14 protein-coding genes are annotated in these 17,043 nt (G+C 60.0%); 7 read left to right on the top strand and 7 right to left on the bottom strand.

From position 1 onward, the window contains the following. The first annotated feature begins 160 nt into the window (after positions 1–160). Complete coding sequence (locus tag HX824_RS24290) at positions 161–787, top strand: response regulator transcription factor (protein WP_003209072.1); 627 nt, start codon at positions 161–163, stop codon at positions 785–787. Between the two features lie 8 nt (positions 788–795). Beyond that, entirely contained in the window at positions 796–4,428 is a 3,633-nt protein-coding gene (locus HX824_RS24285) for a transporter substrate-binding domain-containing protein (protein WP_177055215.1), read from the top strand. A gap of 44 nt (positions 4,429–4,472) precedes the next feature. Here the strand turns inward: HX824_RS24285 and HX824_RS24280 are convergent, their stop codons facing one another. Both HX824_RS24280 and HX824_RS24275 read right to left on the bottom strand, forming a co-directional pair. Beyond that, a complete protein-coding gene (locus HX824_RS24280) occupies positions 4,473–4,955 on the bottom strand; it encodes a GAF domain-containing protein (RefSeq protein ID WP_003209067.1) in 483 nt (160 codons plus the stop codon). Next, the gene (locus HX824_RS24275) at positions 4,952–5,842 is read right to left on the bottom strand and encodes an ATP-binding protein (RefSeq protein ID WP_003209065.1); all 891 of its coding nucleotides are present in this window, start codon (positions 5,840–5,842) and stop codon (positions 4,952–4,954) included. The genes HX824_RS24280 and HX824_RS24275 overlap by 4 nt, the downstream gene beginning before the upstream one ends. 167 nt (positions 5,843–6,009) lie before the next feature. Here HX824_RS24275 and HX824_RS24270 point away from each other — a divergent pair, with 167 nt between their 5' ends. Further along, entirely contained in the window at positions 6,010–8,319 is a 2,310-nt protein-coding gene (locus HX824_RS24270; RefSeq protein WP_003209064.1) for a response regulator, read from the top strand. Here HX824_RS24270 and HX824_RS24265 read toward each other — a convergent pair. The 3 genes from HX824_RS24265 to msrB form a co-directional block, all read right to left on the bottom strand. Next, positions 8,303–8,755, bottom strand: a complete 453-nt coding sequence (locus tag HX824_RS24265; protein ID WP_003209062.1) for a MarR family winged helix-turn-helix transcriptional regulator — start codon at positions 8,753–8,755, stop codon at positions 8,303–8,305. The genes HX824_RS24270 and HX824_RS24265 overlap by 17 nt on opposite strands. Then, positions 8,752–9,237, bottom strand: a complete 486-nt coding sequence (locus HX824_RS24260) for a glutathione peroxidase (protein WP_003209061.1) — start codon at positions 9,235–9,237, stop codon at positions 8,752–8,754. The genes HX824_RS24265 and HX824_RS24260 overlap by 4 nt, the downstream gene beginning before the upstream one ends. 131 nt (positions 9,238–9,368) lie before the next feature. After that, the gene (gene msrB, locus HX824_RS24255) at positions 9,369–9,761 is read right to left on the bottom strand and encodes a peptide-methionine (R)-S-oxide reductase MsrB (RefSeq protein WP_003209059.1); all 393 of its coding nucleotides are present in this window, start codon (positions 9,759–9,761) and stop codon (positions 9,369–9,371) included. Between the two features lie 202 nt (positions 9,762–9,963). Here msrB and HX824_RS24250 point away from each other — a divergent pair, with 202 nt between their 5' ends. Further along, positions 9,964–11,175 (top strand): pyridoxal phosphate-dependent aminotransferase, encoded by a 1,212-nt coding sequence (locus tag HX824_RS24250; RefSeq protein WP_003209058.1) that lies wholly within the window; start codon positions 9,964–9,966, stop codon positions 11,173–11,175. Positions 11,176–11,489: 314 nt separating this feature from the next. Beyond that, positions 11,490–12,377, top strand: coding sequence for a protease HtpX (gene htpX / locus HX824_RS24245; RefSeq protein WP_003209055.1), 888 nt, complete (start codon positions 11,490–11,492; stop codon positions 12,375–12,377). A gap of 51 nt (positions 12,378–12,428) precedes the next feature. Here htpX and HX824_RS24240 read toward each other — a convergent pair whose 3' ends face one another. Next, a complete protein-coding gene (locus HX824_RS24240; protein WP_177055213.1) occupies positions 12,429–13,085 on the bottom strand; it encodes a thiopurine S-methyltransferase in 657 nt (218 codons plus the stop codon). Between the two features lie 102 nt (positions 13,086–13,187). Between HX824_RS24240 and HX824_RS24235 the strand changes: the two genes are divergently transcribed. Further along, positions 13,188–13,955: a class III extradiol ring-cleavage dioxygenase gene (locus HX824_RS24235; protein ID WP_003209052.1), complete on the top strand. Its 768-nt coding sequence runs from the start codon at positions 13,188–13,190 to the stop codon at positions 13,953–13,955. A 69-nt stretch (positions 13,956–14,024) separates the two neighbouring features. Here HX824_RS24235 and HX824_RS24230 read toward each other — a convergent pair whose 3' ends face one another. Then, the gene (locus HX824_RS24230; protein WP_003209050.1) at positions 14,025–15,698 is read right to left on the bottom strand and encodes a DEAD/DEAH box helicase; all 1,674 of its coding nucleotides are present in this window, start codon (positions 15,696–15,698) and stop codon (positions 14,025–14,027) included. 423 nt (positions 15,699–16,121) lie between these two features. Here HX824_RS24230 and HX824_RS24225 point away from each other — a divergent pair, with 423 nt between their 5' ends. After that, positions 16,122–16,913, top strand: a complete 792-nt coding sequence (locus tag HX824_RS24225) for a crotonase/enoyl-CoA hydratase family protein (protein WP_177055211.1) — start codon at positions 16,122–16,124, stop codon at positions 16,911–16,913. Positions 16,914–17,043: the final 130 nt, after the last annotated feature.

The following is a 17,043-nucleotide window of genomic DNA, read 5'->3' as shown; positions in this document are numbered from 1 at the left end:
TCTTACACCCAAACAACAAACACCTCACAGAGCGTAATCCCTTGCTTTTTTTGATGTAGGATTATTCTTGTTTTACGTTTGTTCCACATCAAGTTCATCCTCCTTCATTGCCATGTGAGCTAATGTGCCGACTTTATTTGCGCCTGTATGGAATTTGATCATGAACTCAGTTTTTATTATTGACGACCACCCCGTCATCCGACTTGCCATTCGGATGTTGTTAGAACACGAAGGCTATAAAGTAGTGGGAGAAGCCGATAACGGTTGTGATGCGATACAAATGGTCAAGGAGTGTCAGCCTGACCTGATTATCCTTGATATCGGCATTCCGAAACTCGATGGCCTGGAAGTGCTGTGCCGGTTCAACGCAATGAGTACGCCGACCAAGACGTTGATACTCACTGCCCAGACCCCCAAGCTCTTTGCTACCCGGTGCATGCGCTCCGGCGCGGATGGCTATGTGTGCAAGGAAGGTGACTTGAGCGAACTGCTCAGTGCCATCAGGGCGGTCTTGTCAGGTTACAACTACTTCCCGAGCCAGGCTCTTAACGGCAGCACTAACGAAACGGATAACAATGAAGAGCTTGAACTGTTCAAAGTCGTCAACGATCGCGAACTCATGGTATTACAACTTTTTGCCCAAGGCCGGACAAACAAGGAAATCGCCAAGGGCATGTTTCTCAGCAACAAAACCGTCAGCACTTACAAAAAAAGGCTCATGCAAAAACTGAAAGCCAAATCCTTGGTAGAACTTATCGAGATGGCAAAACGTAACGCGCTAGTGTGAGAAATCGGATGCCCAGGCGATTAAAGGACTATCTAATCATATTGAGTATCGGGGTGTGCCTCAGCACTTCCGTGCCTGCCGAACAAACTGTTCCCGAGCAATATGCCCTGCTGGGGCGTGCCGGTGCCGTTCAACTGGACACCCCCCTGAACAAGACACAACGCCAGTGGCTGCAGAACAAACGGGAACTGATACTGGGCACCTCTGCACCCGACTATCCGCCCTTCGACATCACCTCCAGCGGGCGTGATTATGAAGGGCTGACTGCCGATTACGCCGGGCTGCTGGCCAGGACACTGGCGATACCGCTCACCGTGTTGCGCTACTCCTCCCGTGAAGCCGCGATCCAGGCGCTGGCAAACGGCGAAATCGATTTTCTGGGGTCTGCCAACGGTTTTGAAGCGGCGAATCCCGACATCGTGCTGTCACTGCCCTACGCAGTGGATCAGCCGGTACTGGTGACCCGTGAAGGTGAGAACCGCGACCTTGGCGACGGCCTGGCCGGCCTGCGCCTGAGTCTTGTCTACCATTACCTGCCCATGGACGAAGTGCAGGCGCTGTACCCCAAGGCGACCATCCACGCCTACCCGTCCTATCAAAATGCCTTGAATGCCGTGGCATTCGACCAGGCTGACGTATTCCTGGGCGACACCATTTCCACTCACTACATGATCAACAAGGGCTACCTGAAAAATATCCGCATGGCCAACTTCGGCAAGCACGAGGCCCACGGGTTCAGCTTCGCCTTGCGCAAGGATCAACCCATTCTCCTGAGTATCATCGACTCAGTGCTCGATGGCGTATCAACCTATGAACGTGACAGCATCGCCAAGCGCTGGAGTGCGGGCAGCGACATTCTGCTGACCGACCGCAAGCTGCAACTGAGCCTGCGCGAAGAGCGCTGGCTCAAGGACAACCCCGTGGTGAAGGTGGTGGTCAATGAAACCCTCGCCCCCCTGACGTTCTTCGATACCGACGGCAAGTTCCGGGGCGTCACCGCCGACGTGCTGGAGCTGATCCGCCTGCGAACCGGCCTGCGCTTCGAGATTCAACACGTGCGTGACGTCGCCAACATGATGCAACTGGTGCAGACCGGCGCAGCCGACATCATCGGCGCAATTACCCCCAGTACCGGGCGCGAGTCCCAGTTGAACTTCAGCCGCCCCTACCTGGAAAACTCCTACGTATTACTGACCCGTAAAGAGCCGGGCGCGCCCACAAGCCTTCGAGAACTGGCCGGCAAGCGCCTGGCGATTACCCAGGGCAATCAGCTGGAAAAATTCCTGCAGCAGGCATTTGCCCAGATAAACCTGGTGGAAACCGGGGATACCTTCAAGGCATCGGAATTGCTGGCACAGGGGCAAGTCGACGGCGCAGTGAACCCTTTGGTGATCGCCAACTACCTGCTTTCTTCTCCGGCATTCCAGGACAAACTGCAGATCAGTTCCAGCATCGGCACGTTGCCTGCGACGTTTGCCCTGGCGACGTCCCGACACGCCACGGAGCTGAGTTCGATCCTGGACAAGGCACTGCTGAGTATCGCCCCGGATGAGATGGCCGCGATCAACAGCCGCTGGCGCGGCTACAACGCAGCGTCCGATGGCTACTGGCGCAATTACCATCGCCTGATTGCCCAGATCATCATCGGCACCGGGCTACTGCTGTTGATTTCCCTGGCCTGGAACGGCTACCTGCAGCGCCAGATCAAGCACCGAAAACTGGCCGAGCGCGCCCTTAACGACCAGTTCGAGTTCATGCGGGCGCTGGTCAATGAAACGCCCCATCCGATCTACGTACGCGACCACAACGGCTATCTGCAGACCTGCAACGACAGCTACCTGCAGACGTTCGACATCAAGCGTGAAGACGTCATCGGCAAAAGCATCACGCAGATGAGCATGGCCCTTGAGACGGAGGCGGCGCAGTACCATGCCGACTACCAGCGGGTAGTGGCCGAGGGTAAACCGTTGATCCTTGATCGCACCCTGTACGTGCACGGGAAAAAACTCACGATCTACCACTGGATCCTCCCCTACCGCGACTCCGTGGGCGAGGTCCAGGGCATCATTGGCGGCTGGATCGATATCAGCGAACGGCGCCAGTTGTTCGACGAACTGCGCGCCGCCAAGGAACGCGCCGACGAGGCCAATCGCGCGAAAAGCACGTTCCTGGCCACCATGAGCCACGAAATCCGCACGCCGATGAACGCCGTCATTGGCATGCTGGAATTGACACTCAAGCGCGCCGATCAGGGTCATCTTGATCGCCCTGCGATCGAGGTCGCCTACAACTCGGCCAAGGACCTGCTGGAGTTGATCGGCGACATTCTGGACATTGCACGTATCGAATCCGGTCGGTTGAGCCTGGCCCCGGAGCGGGTCAACCTGCGCGAAGTCATCGAGTCGGTGGTCCGCGTGTTCGATGGCCTGGCGCGCCAGAAAACCCTGAGCCTGGTGCTGGAGTTCACCCCCGATGTCGAGGATACCGACGTACTGATCGACCCTCTGCGGTTCAAGCAGGTGCTCTCGAACCTGGTGAGCAATGCGATCAAGTTCACTGAACGCGGGCAGGTGAAGATCAAGGTGCAGCTGAAGGCGACCGGGCAACCTCAACAGATCGAGATGAAACTGGTAGTGGAGGACACCGGCATCGGGATCAATCGCGAAGACCAGCTACGCCTGTTCGAGCCCTTCGCCCAGGCCGACAACTCCGGGCACCTGGCCAGGAGCGGCGCCGGCCTGGGCCTGGTGATCTGTCGCAGCCTGTGCGCCATGATGGGCGGGCAATTGAGCCTGAGCAGCGTGCCCATGGTAGGCACCCAGGTCCACGTCAGCCTGAAGATGACCAGCCTGCCGCCGGTCAAGGCCGTAGACAAGCTCGAACCGGCCGCAGCCACGCCGGCGCCAGTACTCAACGTGCTGGTGGTGGATGACCATCCGGCCAACCGCTTGCTGATGTGCCAGCAACTGGGTTTCCTGGGGCATCAGTTCACCGCGGCCCATCATGGTGCTGCGGGGTTCCAGGCCTGGCGCCAGGAACACTTCGACCTGGTCATTGCCGACTGCAATATGCCGATCATGAACGGCTACGAATTGAGTCACTCCATTCGCGAGTATGAGGAGCGCGAACAGAAAACCCCGTGCGTGATACTCGGCTTCACCGCCAACGCGCAGCCCGAGGAGAAACAACGCTGCTTTGACGCCGGCATGAATGACTGCCTGTTCAAACCCATCAGTCTTACTGCGCTGGAACAGCACCTGGCGCAGGTCGATCCGCTGCCCACCCGCAACGTGTTTACCCTGCAAAGCCTGGACGCGATGACGGGCGGTGACCCACAGTTGAGCCGGCGTTTGCTCGAGGAGTTGCTCAGCAGCAGCCGGAATGATCGGGTCGAGCTGATGGCCATGCTGGCACGGCAAGCCGCGCCCGGCGACCTGATCGACCAGGCCCACAAGATCAAGGGCGCCGCCCGGATCATCCAGGCCGATACCTTGTCCGGACAATGCGAAGCGTTGGAGCAGGCGTGTGGCGAACGCGAGACACCACACGTTATCGAGGCGGGCATCAAGGCAATAGAGAAATCCATGCTTGAGCTGGAGAGGATGCTGCAGATGCAACTGGACGTGCTGGACTGTCGATAGCCTGCAGGAGCGAACCTGCTCGCTCCTGCAGGAGACTCACCCCATCAACAATCGGTCAACCGCAGGAAAATCGCCGCCAACTGCTCGATGCCGGCCTGATCCTGCGGGGTAAACCGCGACAGCGATGGGCTGTCCAGGTCGAGCACACCAATCAAGCGCCCGTCCTTGACCAACGGGACGACCAACTCGCTGTTGGACGCACTGTCACAGGCGATATGCCCCGGGAATGCATGCACGTCTTCCACCCGCTGGGTTTGCCGCGAGGCCGCTGCCGCGCCGCACACACCGCGACCAAACGGAATGCGCACACAGGCGATCTGCCCCTGGAACGGCCCGAGCACCAGCTCTTCATTGCGGTTGAGGTAGAAGCCTGCCCAGTTCAAATCATCCAGCTGGTTGAACAGGAACGCAGAAAACTGCGCGGCATTGGCAATGAAATCCCGCTCATCCGCCAACAGCGATTCCAGCTGCGCATGCAGCATGGCGTAGCCATCGAGGCCGGTTCCAGCCTGTTGCAAATCAATCATGGTTGACGCTCCAACAACTTGAGGCCCACCCAGTAGCGGGCGAACTGATAGGCACAACGGCCGTTGCGATTACCGCGCCCGGTGGCCCAGCGCACGGCGAGGATGTCCAACTCTTCATCGCGTTGCCACTGCAGACCGGCCTTACTCGCCAACTCACCGATCCAGTGCTCGACCACATCCAGGAAGTGCTCCTGATTGAACGGGTAAAACGACAGCCACAAACCGAAACGGTCAGACAGGGCAATCTTGTCCTCCACCGCTTCGTTGGGATGCAGCTCGCCGTCTATGGTCTTCCAGTTCTCGTTATCGCTCTGGTTCTCGGGCACCAGGTGACGACGGTTGGAGGTGGCATACAACAGGACGTTTTCCGGCGCCTGCTCCAGGGAGCCGTCGAGTACGCTCTTGAGCACACGATAATCGCTCTCGCCGGCTTCGAAAGACAGGTCATCGCAGAACAACACAAAGCGTTGTGGCAATTTGATCAGTTGCTCGACCACCCGCGGCAAGTCCGCCAGGTGATCGCGCTCGATCTCGATCAGGCGCAGCCCGGCCTTGGCGTGCTGGGCCAGCAAGGCGCGCACCATGGACGATTTACCGGTGCCGCGCGAGCCCCAGAGCAGCGCATGGTTGGCCGGCAGGCCGTCGAGAAACTGTTGGGTGTTACGGGCCAATTGTTCGCGCTGTTTATCCACGCCGATCAGGTCGGACAGGCGCATATCCAGGCTGACTTCCAGTGGCAATAAAAAGCCGCTGCGACCTTCACGCTGCCAACGGGCAGCCAGGCAATGGTTCCAGTCAACGGCTTCGCGCGGGGCAGGCAACAAGGGCTCCAGGCGAGCCAATACCGCGTCGGCACGCTCAAGAAAGGCATTCAATCGAGAATCCACGACTATTCCTCTGGCAAGTTCTTGTAAAAGATGGCGTATTGGCAACCCTGAGGCAGACCGTGCAGGGCTGCACCGAATAAAATCGATTCATGCCGGGCAAGTTTGAGCCTGTGGATGTTCAGCTATGCTTGCCGGGCGAAAGGAAACGTAAAGTGGTACAGCACCCGATGGATATCAAGTTCGCCCACCGCTTGTCTTATAAACAAGCCAGACTGACAGTGCTGGTCGGATTCGTCTTGGGAACCTTGCTCAGCCTGATACAGATTGGGATTGATTATGCCAGCGAAGACGCTTCCATCAACCGGGAAATACGTGCGCTGATTGAAATCAGCCATAACCCGGCTTCGCGCATCGCCTACAACATCGACGCCGAGCTGGCCCAGGAACTGACGCTGGGCCTGCTGCACTCCCCCGCCATCACCCATGCACAACTGATCGACAACAACGGTTTGGTGCTGGCCGATGTCCATCGCCCGCGCAAGGAAAGCACCTACCGGCCCATCAGCGACTTCCTGTTTGGCGCCAACCGCCAATTCGAAGATCGGCTCTACCTCGCCCACATGCCCAACGATTCCCTCGGTGTACTGCGTCTTGACGTAGACACCTACGCGTTCGGCAGCCGCTTCCTGCACCGCGCCGAGATCACCCTGCTCAACGGCTTCGCCCGCAGCCTGATCCTCACCGGCATTCTGTTGGCGCTTTTCTACGTGATGCTGACCAAGCCGCTGGTGCGCATTATCCGCGAGCTGAGCTCACGCAAGCACGAGCGCCTGGACTGCCCGCCGGGGCACGAGCACGACGAGATCGGCGTACTGGTCAACGTCGCCAACCAACAGTTTGAAAACATGGAGACTGAAATCCAGCAACGCCGGCATGCTGAAAATCGCCTGACCGAATACCTCGGCCAACTGGAAGACATCGTCTCCGCCCGCACCACCGAGCTCAAGGCGATCAATCATCGGCTGACGCTCTCGAACGACGAGCTGGAAGCGGCGAAGATGACGGCCCTGGGCATGGCCCAGGCACGGGCGGCGTTCCTGGCCAACATGAGCCATGAAATCCGTACACCGCTGAACGGCCTGCTGGGGATGATCGCCCTCTCCCTCGACAGCCCGCTGAACGCCGAGCAACGCCAGCAACTGTCGATCGCCCATGACTCCGGCAAAGTACTGGTGGAGCTACTCAACGATATCCTCGACCTGTCGAAGTTCGACGCCGGCCAACTGGAACTGGAAAGCATCCCGTTCGACCTCGGTTCACTGGTGGAAGACACCGCCAACCTGCTCTCGCAAAACGCCGCGCCCAGCGTGGAGCTGACGTGCCTGATCGACCCGCAGTTTCCCGCCCAGGTGCTGGGCGACCCGACGCGGGTACGGCAGATTGTCAGCAATTTGCTGTCCAACGCCCTGAAGTTCACGCGTTTCGGCCGGGTGGATGTACGCCTCAGTGCCCAGGCCGGCCGGGTCAGGATCGAGGTGTGCGACACCGGTATCGGGATCGCCCAGGATGCCCAGGTCAAGATTTTCCAGCCGTTCACCCAAGCCGGTGCGGGCATCACCCGCCAGTTCGGCGGGACAGGCCTGGGCCTGGCGCTGACCCACAACCTGTGCGAAGCCATGAAGGGCCGCCTGAGCATCAGCTCGGAAGCTGGCTTTGGCAGCCAGTTCTGTGCCGACCTGCCCTTGCCGACCCACTTGCCGGCGGTGCGCCTGGCGCCTTTGGCTGGAGATGTAATCGCCATCACCAGCACCAGCAGCGGGCTGGCAGAACTCCTCACCAGCCTGCTGCCGAGTTGGGGCCTGGCTCCGCGCTGTTATTCCATCGACGATGACTTGAGCGGGCAGAATCCCGACCTGCTGATCACCGACTGCCCCGAATGCCTGTTCCGCCTGCGCCCGATGATCACCGCCCCGATCCTGGTGGTAACCGCCTACGGCAACTTCATGCCCAGCGAAGAAGTCGCGGCCCTGGCCCCCTTGCAGCAACAGGCCCGCCCCCTGAGCCGCACCGCGCTGTACCAGGTCCTGCAACGCAACTTGCGCACCGATCCGGACCTGGTCCTGGACCTGATCCAGCTGGAAACCGGCCCCCTCGCCCACCGGGCGCGCATCCTGCTGGTGGAGGACAACCCGGTCAATCAACTGGTGGCCAAGGGCATGCTCGGCAAGCTCGGGTGCGAGGTAATCGTCGCCGCCCACGGTGGTGAAGCCCTCAAGCTGCTGGAAGAGCAAGGCTTCGACATGGTGTTGATGGACTGCAATATGCCGGTGATGGATGGCTATGAGGCCAGTCGGCAGATCCGCCGCAGCGGGCGCTGGCCGGACTTGCCGATCGTCGCCTTGACGGCCAACGCCATGTCCGAGGAACGCGAGCGCTGCCGGGCTGCGGGCATGAACGATTACCTGGCCAAGCCGTTTCGCCGGGAAGAACTCAAGGCCTTGCTCGATCTGTGGGTGCCGACTACGACAAGTCTTTGATCTGGCGCAACAGCTGATCCAGACCGTCACGCAAGGCATCGGCCTGGTTCAGATCAACGCCGCTGTCACACAACAGGCGGGCCTTCAGCGGCTGCACCCGGTCGCGCAGGTGCCGGCCTTCATCGGTCAGGCTCAGGTGCACTTCACGCTCATCCAGCGCACTGCGCTGACGCCGCACCAGGGCAAGCTGCTCCAGGCGCTTGAGCAGTGGCGTCAGCGTGCCGGAATCCAGCAGCAGGCGCTCGCCCAGGGCCTTGACCGTAGGCTGCGACACCGCTGCAGCCTGCCATTCCCACAGCACCAGCATCACCAGGTATTGCGGATAGGTCAGGCCCAACTGATCGAGCATCGGCTTGTAGGCCCGGGTGACCGCGCGGGAGGCGGCGTAGAGCTTGAAGCACAGTTGGTCGTCGAGGGCCAGGGACAGGTCGGTCATTTGAGCAGGGCTTCGATCTCTTGGGTCAGGTCCTGGGGCTTGGTGGTCGGGGCGAAGCGCTTGACCACCTGGCCGTCGCGACCGATCAGGAACTTGGTGAAGTTCCACTTGATGCCCTTGGAGCCCAGCAATCCCGGGGCCTGCTTTTTAAGCTGTACGAACAATGGGTGGGCATCGCTGCCGTTGACGTCAATCTTCTTGAACAGCGGGAAACTGACACCAAAGTTCAGCTCGCAAAACTCCGAAATGGCGCCTTCGTTGCCCGGCTCCTGCTTGCCGAACTGGTTGCAGGGAAAGCCCAATACCACCAGGCCCTGGTCCTTGTAATGCTGCCAGAGTTCTTCAAGCCCCTTGTATTGCGGGGTGAAGCCGCACTTGCTGGCAGTGTTGACCACCAGAATCGCCTTGCCGGCGAAATCGGCCAAGGTCTTTTGCTCACCCTTGATGGTGGTGCAAGGGATGCTCAGCAGGTTGTCGCTCATGGCAGTGCCTCTACAAAGATAAGAAGGACTGAACGATAGTAGGCAATTCAATTGTGTGCAATTTAATTGGCGGGACTTATGCCTTGATATAACGGCCCCTGCGGGCACGAAGCCCGCAGGAGCCTGACGGCTCAGCGCGGTACCAGGTCCAGGCACACCGAGTTGATGCAGTAACGCAAACCGGTCGGTGGCGGTCCGTCCGGGAACACATGGCCCAGGTGCGCATCGCACTTGGCGCAGGTGACTTCGGTGCGGATCATGCCGTGGCTGACGTCCCGGATCTCGACCATGGCCTGCTCGGCGATCGGCTCGTAGAAGCTGGGCCAGCCGCAGCCGGAGTCAAACTTGGCCCTGGAATCGAACAGCGGCTCATTGCAGCAGATGCAGTGGTAGACGCCGTCGGTCTTGGTGCCGTTGTACTTGCCGCTGAACGGTCGCTCGGTGCCTTTGAGGCGGCACACGTTGTACTGCTCCGGGTCGAGCATGGCTTTCCATTCTTCAACGGTTTTCTGCAACTTTTCCATCGGTACACCTCGGCAACTGAAAAAGCCTGATCTGTGTCTTTTCCATGGATCAGGCGGCACGTATGATTGCGCCTCTTCAAAGCGCCAGTCTGGCACCCGCGTTACCGGCATTCAAACGTATTTATGGGTCAGGCCAACGCAGGATTCTCAGCACGGTACTCTTCACACCGTCTGGATCGTTCATTTTCAGGATCACATCGCCATGCAGGTCAGCAAATCGAACAAGCTCGCCAACGTCTGCTACGACATTCGCGGCCCGGTGCTCAAGCACGCCAAACGCCTGGAAGAGGAAGGCCATCGCATCCTCAAGCTGAACATTGGCAACCCGGCACCCTTTGGTTTCGAAGCGCCGGACGAAATCCTCCAGGACGTGATCCGCAACCTGCCTACCGCACAAGGCTACAGCGACTCCAAAGGCCTGTTCAGCGCGCGCAAGGCCGTCATGCAGTACTACCAGCAGAAGCAGGTTGAAGGTGTCGGCATCGAAGACATCTACCTGGGCAACGGCGTGTCCGAGCTGATCGTCATGTCCATGCAGGCCCTGCTCAACAACGGCGACGAAGTGCTGGTTCCGGCTCCCGACTACCCGCTGTGGACCGCCGCCGTAACCCTGGCCGGTGGCCATCCGGTGCATTACCTGTGTGACGAAGGTGCCGACTGGTTCCCGGACCTGGCCGACATCAAGGCCAAGATCACCCCGAACACCAAGGCCCTGGTGATCATCAACCCGAACAACCCCACCGGCGCCGTCTACTCCAGGGAAGTGTTGCTGGGCATGCTCGAACTCGCGCGCCAGCACAACCTGGTGGTGTTTTCCGATGAGATCTACGACAAGATCCTCTACGACGACGCCGTGCACATCTGCACCGCCTCCCTGGCGCCGGACCTGTTGTGCCTGACCTTCAACGGGCTGTCTAAATCCTACCGGGTGGCGGGCTTCCGTTCCGGCTGGATCGCCATTTCCGGCCCCAAGCACAATGCCCAGAGCTACATCGAGGGCATCGACATGCTGGCCAACATGCGCCTGTGTGCCAACGTGCCGAGCCAGCACGCCATCCAGACCGCACTGGGCGGCTACCAGAGCATCAACGACCTGGTGCTGCCACAAGGCCGCCTGCTGGAGCAGCGCAACCGCACCTGGGAACTGCTGAACGCGATTCCCGGCGTCAGTTGCGTCAAGCCGATGGGGGCGCTGTATGCGTTCCCGCGGATCGACCCGAAAGTGTGCCCGATCCTCAACGACGAGAAGTTCGTGCTCGACCTGCTGCTGTCGGAAAAGCTGCTGGTGGTCCAGGGTACGGCGTTCAACTGGCCGTGGCCGGATCACTTCCGGGTGGTCACCCTGCCGCGGGTGGATGACCTGGAGATGGCCATTGGTCGCATCGGCAACTTCCTGAAGTCCTATCGCCAGTAATGGGCATTGCGCTGTACGGCCCCCCCGTGGTCGTACAGCGATTATCTGGCAACACTTCTCTGCCCCGCGTGGGCGGTATCGCCTTTTACACCTGCCGGCTCCACCCTTGCTCGGGCATCACCCTATAATTACAGGGCTGCAAGGTAATGGGGCGAGGCTGCCGAGCCACACCAGGCCTCGGAAATTCCCTTCAAGGCTCTACATTCAGGCTGTAGGACACAGTTTGAAATAGTCCCCCGGTTGAATAGCCCCATGCCGCACCTTATATACCCCGCAGTACGCGACATATTAAGCATGAGGAGAATTCTACAACCATGATGCGCATTCTGCTGTTCTTGGCCACTAACCTGGCGGTCGTGCTGATTGCCAGCATCACGCTGAGCCTTTTCGGCTTCAATGGGATCATGGCGGCCAACGGGGTTGATCTGAACCTCAATCAGCTGCTGATCTTCTGTGCGGTCTTTGGTTTTGCCGGGTCGATTTTCTCGCTGTTCATCTCCAAGTGGATGGCGAAGATGAGCACCAGCACCCAGATCATTACCCAGCCACGCACCCGTCATGAGCAATGGCTGCTGCAGACCGTCGAGCAACTGTCCCGCGAAGCCGGGATCAAGATGCCTGAAGTCGGGATCTTCCCGGCCTATGAAGCGAACGCCTTTGCTACCGGCTGGAACAAGAACGACGCCCTTGTGGCCGTCAGCCAGGGCTTGCTGGAGCGGTTCTCGCCCGACGAAATCAAGGCGGTGCTGGCCCACGAGATCGGCCACGTGGCCAACGGTGACATGGTCACCCTGGCGCTGGTCCAGGGCGTGGTGAACACCTTCGTGATGTTCTTCGCGCGGATCATCGGCAACTTCGTCGACAAGGTGATCTTCAAGAACGAACAGGGCCAGGGCATGGCCTACTACGTGGCGACCATCTTCGCCGAACTGGTACTGGGCTTCCTCGCCAGCTCGATCGTGATGTGGTTCTCGCGCAAACGGGAATTCCGCGCAGACGAAGCCGGCGCACGCCTGGCCGGTACCGGCGCGATGATCAGCGCCCTGCAGCACCTGCGCTCCGAACAGGGCTTGCCGGTGCACATGCCGAACACCCTGACCGCCTTTGGCATCAACGGTGGCATCAAGCAGGGCATGGCTCGCCTGTTCATGAGCCACCCGCCACTGGAAGAGCGAATTGACGCACTGCGTCGTCGCGGCTGATAGAGACAAGAAGAAGGGGCGATTCAATCGCCCCTTTTTTGTGGGCGCTCTTCAGCGCCTGGCCAACCGGTACACCCGCTCGTCCAGGCGCGTGACGCCGTCCTGAACAAACTTCCAGCTGTCCCCCAGTATGTCCTGCTCCTGAAGCACATCCAGGCTCCACCGGCCGCCCAGGAGCAATTGCACTTCCTCATCGCTCACCGCGAACGGCGGGCCGGCCTTCTGCGATTGTTCATAGTCGAGGGTGATCAACAGGCCATGACTGCCTCCCGCCAGAATCCCATTCAAGTGCGCCGCATACTGCTCGCGCATCAACGGTGGCAGGGCAATCAGCGCCGCCCGGTCGTAAAGCGCTGTGCAACCAACCACGGCCCCGGCATCCAGGGCGAAGAAATCCCCGCACCACAGCTCGATGGAACCCGCCTGGAAAACTTTGAAAGCGCCGCGCTGGCTGACCTGCGGCATCAGCTCCTGCTCGCTGAAAAACTCTTCAACGGCCTTTTCCGACAACTCGACCCCGATCACCCGATGCCCGATGCTCGCCAGCCACACCAGGTCCAGGCTCTTGCCGCACAACGGCACCAGCACCTGCGCCCCGTTCGCCACGCCCAGACCGGGCCAGTGGCGCAGCAGGTAAGGATTCACCTCGGGCAAGTGGAAACCCGTCTGATTGCGCGCCCAACGCTCATGCCAAAATCCAGGTTCCATGATTTATCCTAAAAATTGATCAAATAGCGCTAAAACTTATATTAGATTTAGATCAATGATCTGATTGAAGATGGTCCCATCTTAACCCTCAGGACCCTACTCATGCTGCCCAGCCTGTTTATCTCCCACGGTTCGCCCATGCTTGCCCTGCAACCCGGTGCCAGTGGCCCGGCACTCAAGCGCCTGGCAGCCGAGCTGCCACGCCCCAAGGCCATTGTGGTGGTCTCGGCGCACTGGGAAAGCCAGGGGCTGCTCGTGACTGGCAGCGCCGCACCAGAGACCTGGCACGACTTTGGCGGCTTCCCACGGGAACTGTTCGCGGTGCAGTACCCGGCACCCGGTGACCCGCAGTTGGCCGCCCAAATCGTGCAGTTGCTCAAGGCTGACGGCCTGGAAGCGCGCATTGATGATCAGCGCCCCTTCGACCACGGCACTTGGGTGCCCCTGTCGCTGATGTACCCGGCGGCCGATATCCCGGTGGTGCAGGTATCGCTGCCAAGCCGCATGGGCCCTGCCCTGCAAACCCGTGTCGGCCACGCACTGGCGAGCCTGCGGGAACAGGGCGTGCTGCTGATCGGCTCCGGCAGCATTACCCACAACCTCGGCGAACTGGACTGGCATGCCGGGCCGGAGAGCATCGAGCCTTGGGCGCGGGATTTTCGCGATTGGATGGTCAGCAAACTGGCAGCCAACGATGAAGCCGCGCTGCACGACTATCGTCGCCAGGCACCTCATGCCGTGCGCAGCCACCCCAGCGACGAGCATTTGCTGCCGCTGTATTTCGCCCGGGGCGCCGGCGGTGAATTCAGCGCAGCCCACCAAGGCTTTACCATGGGTGCGCTGGGCATGGACATCTACCGTTTCGCCTGATTGCAGGCAAAAAAAATCCCCGAACCAGTCGGGGATTTTTTATGTTCGATCAATCAGCCCAAGGGCGGATCAATCTTCGCGGTAGCGACGCAGCTTCAACTGCTTACCGGCAACGCGGGTGTCCTTCAGCTTGGTCAGGAGTTTCTCCAGGCCATCTTCCGGCAGCTCCACCAGGGAGAAGCTGTCACGCACCTGGATGCGACCGATCGCTTCACGTGCCAGGCCACCCTCGTTGAGGATAGCGCCCAGCAGGTTCTTGGCAGCGATGCCATCACGCGCGCCCAGCGCGGTACGGCAGCGAGCACGGCCTTCAGCCAATGGAACCGGAGCACGACGCTCACGATCACCACGGTCCGGACGGTCGCCAGTACGCTCTGGACGATCACCGCGCGGAGCGTTGTTCGGCACCAGTGGACGTTCTTTCTCGATGGCAGCCAGGGTCAGGGCCTGACCGTTGGTCGCCTTGCGCAGCAGGGCTGCAGCCAGGGCACGCGGGGTGCAACCGATATCGGCAGTCAGGCGGTCCAGCAGGTCGCCGTGGGTCGATTCAGCATCAGCCACCAGTGGCGACAGGCTGTTGGTCAGTTTCTTGATGCGCGCATCGAGAACGGCCTGGGCATCCGGCAGGCGGACTTCGGCAACTTTCTGACCGGTTACACGCTCGATCACTTGCAGCATGCGGCGCTCACGTGGAGTCACCAGCAACAATGCACGACCTTCGCGACCAGCACGGCCGGTACGGCCGATACGGTGAACGTAGGACTCTGGATCGTAAGGCATGTCAACGTTGAACACGTGGGTGATACGTGGAACGTCGAGGCCACGGGCAGCAACGTCGGTCGCCACAACGATGTCCAGACGGCCATCCTTGAGGGAGTCGATCACGCGCTCACGCTGGTTCTGGGCAATGTCACCGTTCAGCGCAGCGGCTTTGTAGCCTTTGGCTTCCAGGGCGCTGGCCAGGTCCAGGGTCGCTTGCTTGGTGCGCACGAACATGATCAGGGCGTCGAAGTCTTCGACTTCCAGCAGGCTCAATACAGCCGAGGTCTTCTGGTCAGCGTGAACCAACAGGTGAGCCTGTTCGATCGCGGTAACGGTCTGAGTCTTGGTCTGGATCTTCACGTGTTGCGGATCGCGCAGATGGCGTTCGGCAATGGCACGGATCGACTGTGGCAGGGTAGCCGAGAACAGTACGGTCTGACGGGTTGCTGGCAGTGCCTTGAAGATGACTTCCAGGTCGTCCATGAAGCCCAGCTTGAGCATTTCGTCAGCTTCGTCCAGAACCAGGTGGTTCACGGTCGACAGCACTTTTTCGTCGCGACGCAGGTGGTCGCACAGACGGCCCGGAGTGGCGACAACGATCTGTGCGCCGTTACGGATTGCTTTCAGTTGTGGGCCCATAGGCGCGCCGCCGTAAACGGCCACAACGGTAACGCCCGGCATTTGCTTGGCGTAGGTTTCGAAAGCGGTTGCTACTTGCAGCGCCAACTCACGGGTTGGCGCCAGGATCAGGGCTTGCGGCTCGCGCTTGGCAGGATCGATGCAGTGCAGGATTGGCAGGGCGAACGCGGCGGTTTTACCGGTACCGGTTTGCGCTTGGCCAATCATGTCTTGGCCGGCCATGATGATCGGGATCGATTGCTGCTGAATAGCCGAAGGTTCTTCGTAGCCAGTCGCGATGACGGCAGCAAGAATGTTCGGGTTAAGATTAAAAGCGGCGAAGCCGCCGGTTTCCTGGGTCATGGGTCTGCCTCTAAGTGCATCCGCAAAGACCCATGCTCCAAAGCTGCGCATGCCGTGTTGAGACTCAAGAGTCGCCCTGGCTGCTTTGTCGGCGGGGATTTGCGAAAACGAATGAATGAAAAAGATTCGTCAAGGAAGAGTCCGCTGTGCGGACGTGCAGCCGAAGCTGACTTCGGGGAATTGCGCTACCTAAACGCGGCCCGGTTAAAGGCCGGCGCGCACTATACCGGAAATCGCTGAAAAAGGGAGCTTTTTTTATCGCAAACCGCAGGTAAACGCCTCTGCATCAAAGGCTTTGCGCATCCAGGCAGCAGGGTCTATTTTTCAAAGGCCCGGCCCTGTTGGTCATGACGCTTAAACGGTTCACCCTTAACAGCGGGCCCTTCGGTCCGAAACCTCCCTTTGCGCCCGAGGGCACACCCCATGAACCAAGCCAGCAGCAGCCGCGTCAGCCGTGAACAGCAGGGTCATATCCTGTTGCTGGGCCTGGATCGCGTGGCCAAGCGCAATGCGTTCGACCTGGAATTGCTCAATGATTTGAGCCTGGCGTATGGCGAATTTGATCGCAATGAGGAAGCGCGGGTGGCCATTGTCTTCGGGCATGGCGATCACTTTACCGCCGGATTGGACCTGGCCAATGTGGGGCCCACGATGGCACAAGGCTGGCAACCGCCGTTGGGTGGTTGTGATCCGTGGGGCGTTTTCGCGGGGCCCCGGGTCAGTAAGCCGGTGATTGTTGCGGCTCAGGGGTACTGCCTGACCATTGGTATCGAGTTGATGTTGGCGGCGGATATCAATCTGTGTGCCAGCAATACCCGGTTTGCGCAGATGGAAGTGCAGCGCGGGATTTTTCCTTTTGGGGGCGCGACGTTGCGCTTTCATCAGATCGCGGGGTGGGGGAATGCCATGCGCTGGTTGCTCACGGGGGATGAGTTTGATGCCCATGAAGCGCTGCGGTTGGGGTTGGTGCAGGAGGTGATGGCCAGCGAGGATTTGTTGCCCCGGGCGGTGGCGCTGGCAAACCGCATTGCCCAGCAGGCGCCGCTGGGGGTGCAGGCCACGCTGATGTCGGCGCGCCAGGCACGGATCGAGGGGGAGACCGCGGCGGCGGCCGGGTTGCCCGTTTTGGTGGAGAAACTGCTGAATAGTGAGGATGCCAAGGAAGGTGTACGGGCGATGGTCGAGAAGCGGCCTGGGGTTTTTAAAGGCTGTTGATTGTGGAGGGGGCTTGGGGCGGGGTACATATCCGTTATTTAGGTAACGGCCACTATTGGTTCCGCTCTTACAGCGGCTCACTTTTGAACAGCGCAAAAGTAAGCAAAACGCTCTTGCCCCACCACTCGGC

The organism is Pseudomonas sp. D4002 (assembly GCF_013385665.1).
GTDB lineage: Bacteria > Pseudomonadota > Gammaproteobacteria > Pseudomonadales > Pseudomonadaceae > Aquipseudomonas.
This window is presented reverse-complemented; position numbering and strand designations above follow the sequence as displayed.

Bases quoted from the DNA above. Each gene is read 5' to 3' on its own strand.
- HX824_RS24290 (WP_003209072.1), top strand. From the start codon at position 161: ATGAACTCAGTTTTTATTATTGACGACCACCCCGTCATCCGACTTGCC.
- HX824_RS24285 (WP_177055215.1), top strand. From the start codon at position 796: ATGCCCAGGCGATTAAAGGACTATCTAATCATATTGAGTATCGGGGTG.
- HX824_RS24280 (WP_003209067.1), bottom strand. From the start codon at position 4,955: ATGATTGATTTGCAACAGGCTGGAACCGGCCTCGATGGCTACGCCATG.
- HX824_RS24270 (WP_003209064.1), top strand. From the start codon at position 6,010: ATGGATATCAAGTTCGCCCACCGCTTGTCTTATAAACAAGCCAGACTG.
- HX824_RS24265 (WP_003209062.1), bottom strand. From the start codon at position 8,755: ATGACCGACCTGTCCCTGGCCCTCGACGACCAACTGTGCTTCAAGCTC.
- HX824_RS24260 (WP_003209061.1), bottom strand. From the start codon at position 9,237: ATGAGCGACAACCTGCTGAGCATCCCTTGCACCACCATCAAGGGTGAG.
- msrB (WP_003209059.1), bottom strand. From the start codon at position 9,761: ATGGAAAAGTTGCAGAAAACCGTTGAAGAATGGAAAGCCATGCTCGAC.
- HX824_RS24250 (WP_003209058.1), top strand. From the start codon at position 9,964: ATGCAGGTCAGCAAATCGAACAAGCTCGCCAACGTCTGCTACGACATT.
- htpX (WP_003209055.1), top strand. From the start codon at position 11,490: ATGATGCGCATTCTGCTGTTCTTGGCCACTAACCTGGCGGTCGTGCTG.
- HX824_RS24240 (WP_177055213.1), bottom strand. From the start codon at position 13,085: ATGGAACCTGGATTTTGGCATGAGCGTTGGGCGCGCAATCAGACGGGT.
- HX824_RS24235 (WP_003209052.1), top strand. From the start codon at position 13,188: ATGCTGCCCAGCCTGTTTATCTCCCACGGTTCGCCCATGCTTGCCCTG.
- HX824_RS24230 (WP_003209050.1), bottom strand. From the start codon at position 15,698: ATGACCCAGGAAACCGGCGGCTTCGCCGCTTTTAATCTTAACCCGAAC.
- HX824_RS24225 (WP_177055211.1), top strand. From the start codon at position 16,122: ATGAACCAAGCCAGCAGCAGCCGCGTCAGCCGTGAACAGCAGGGTCAT.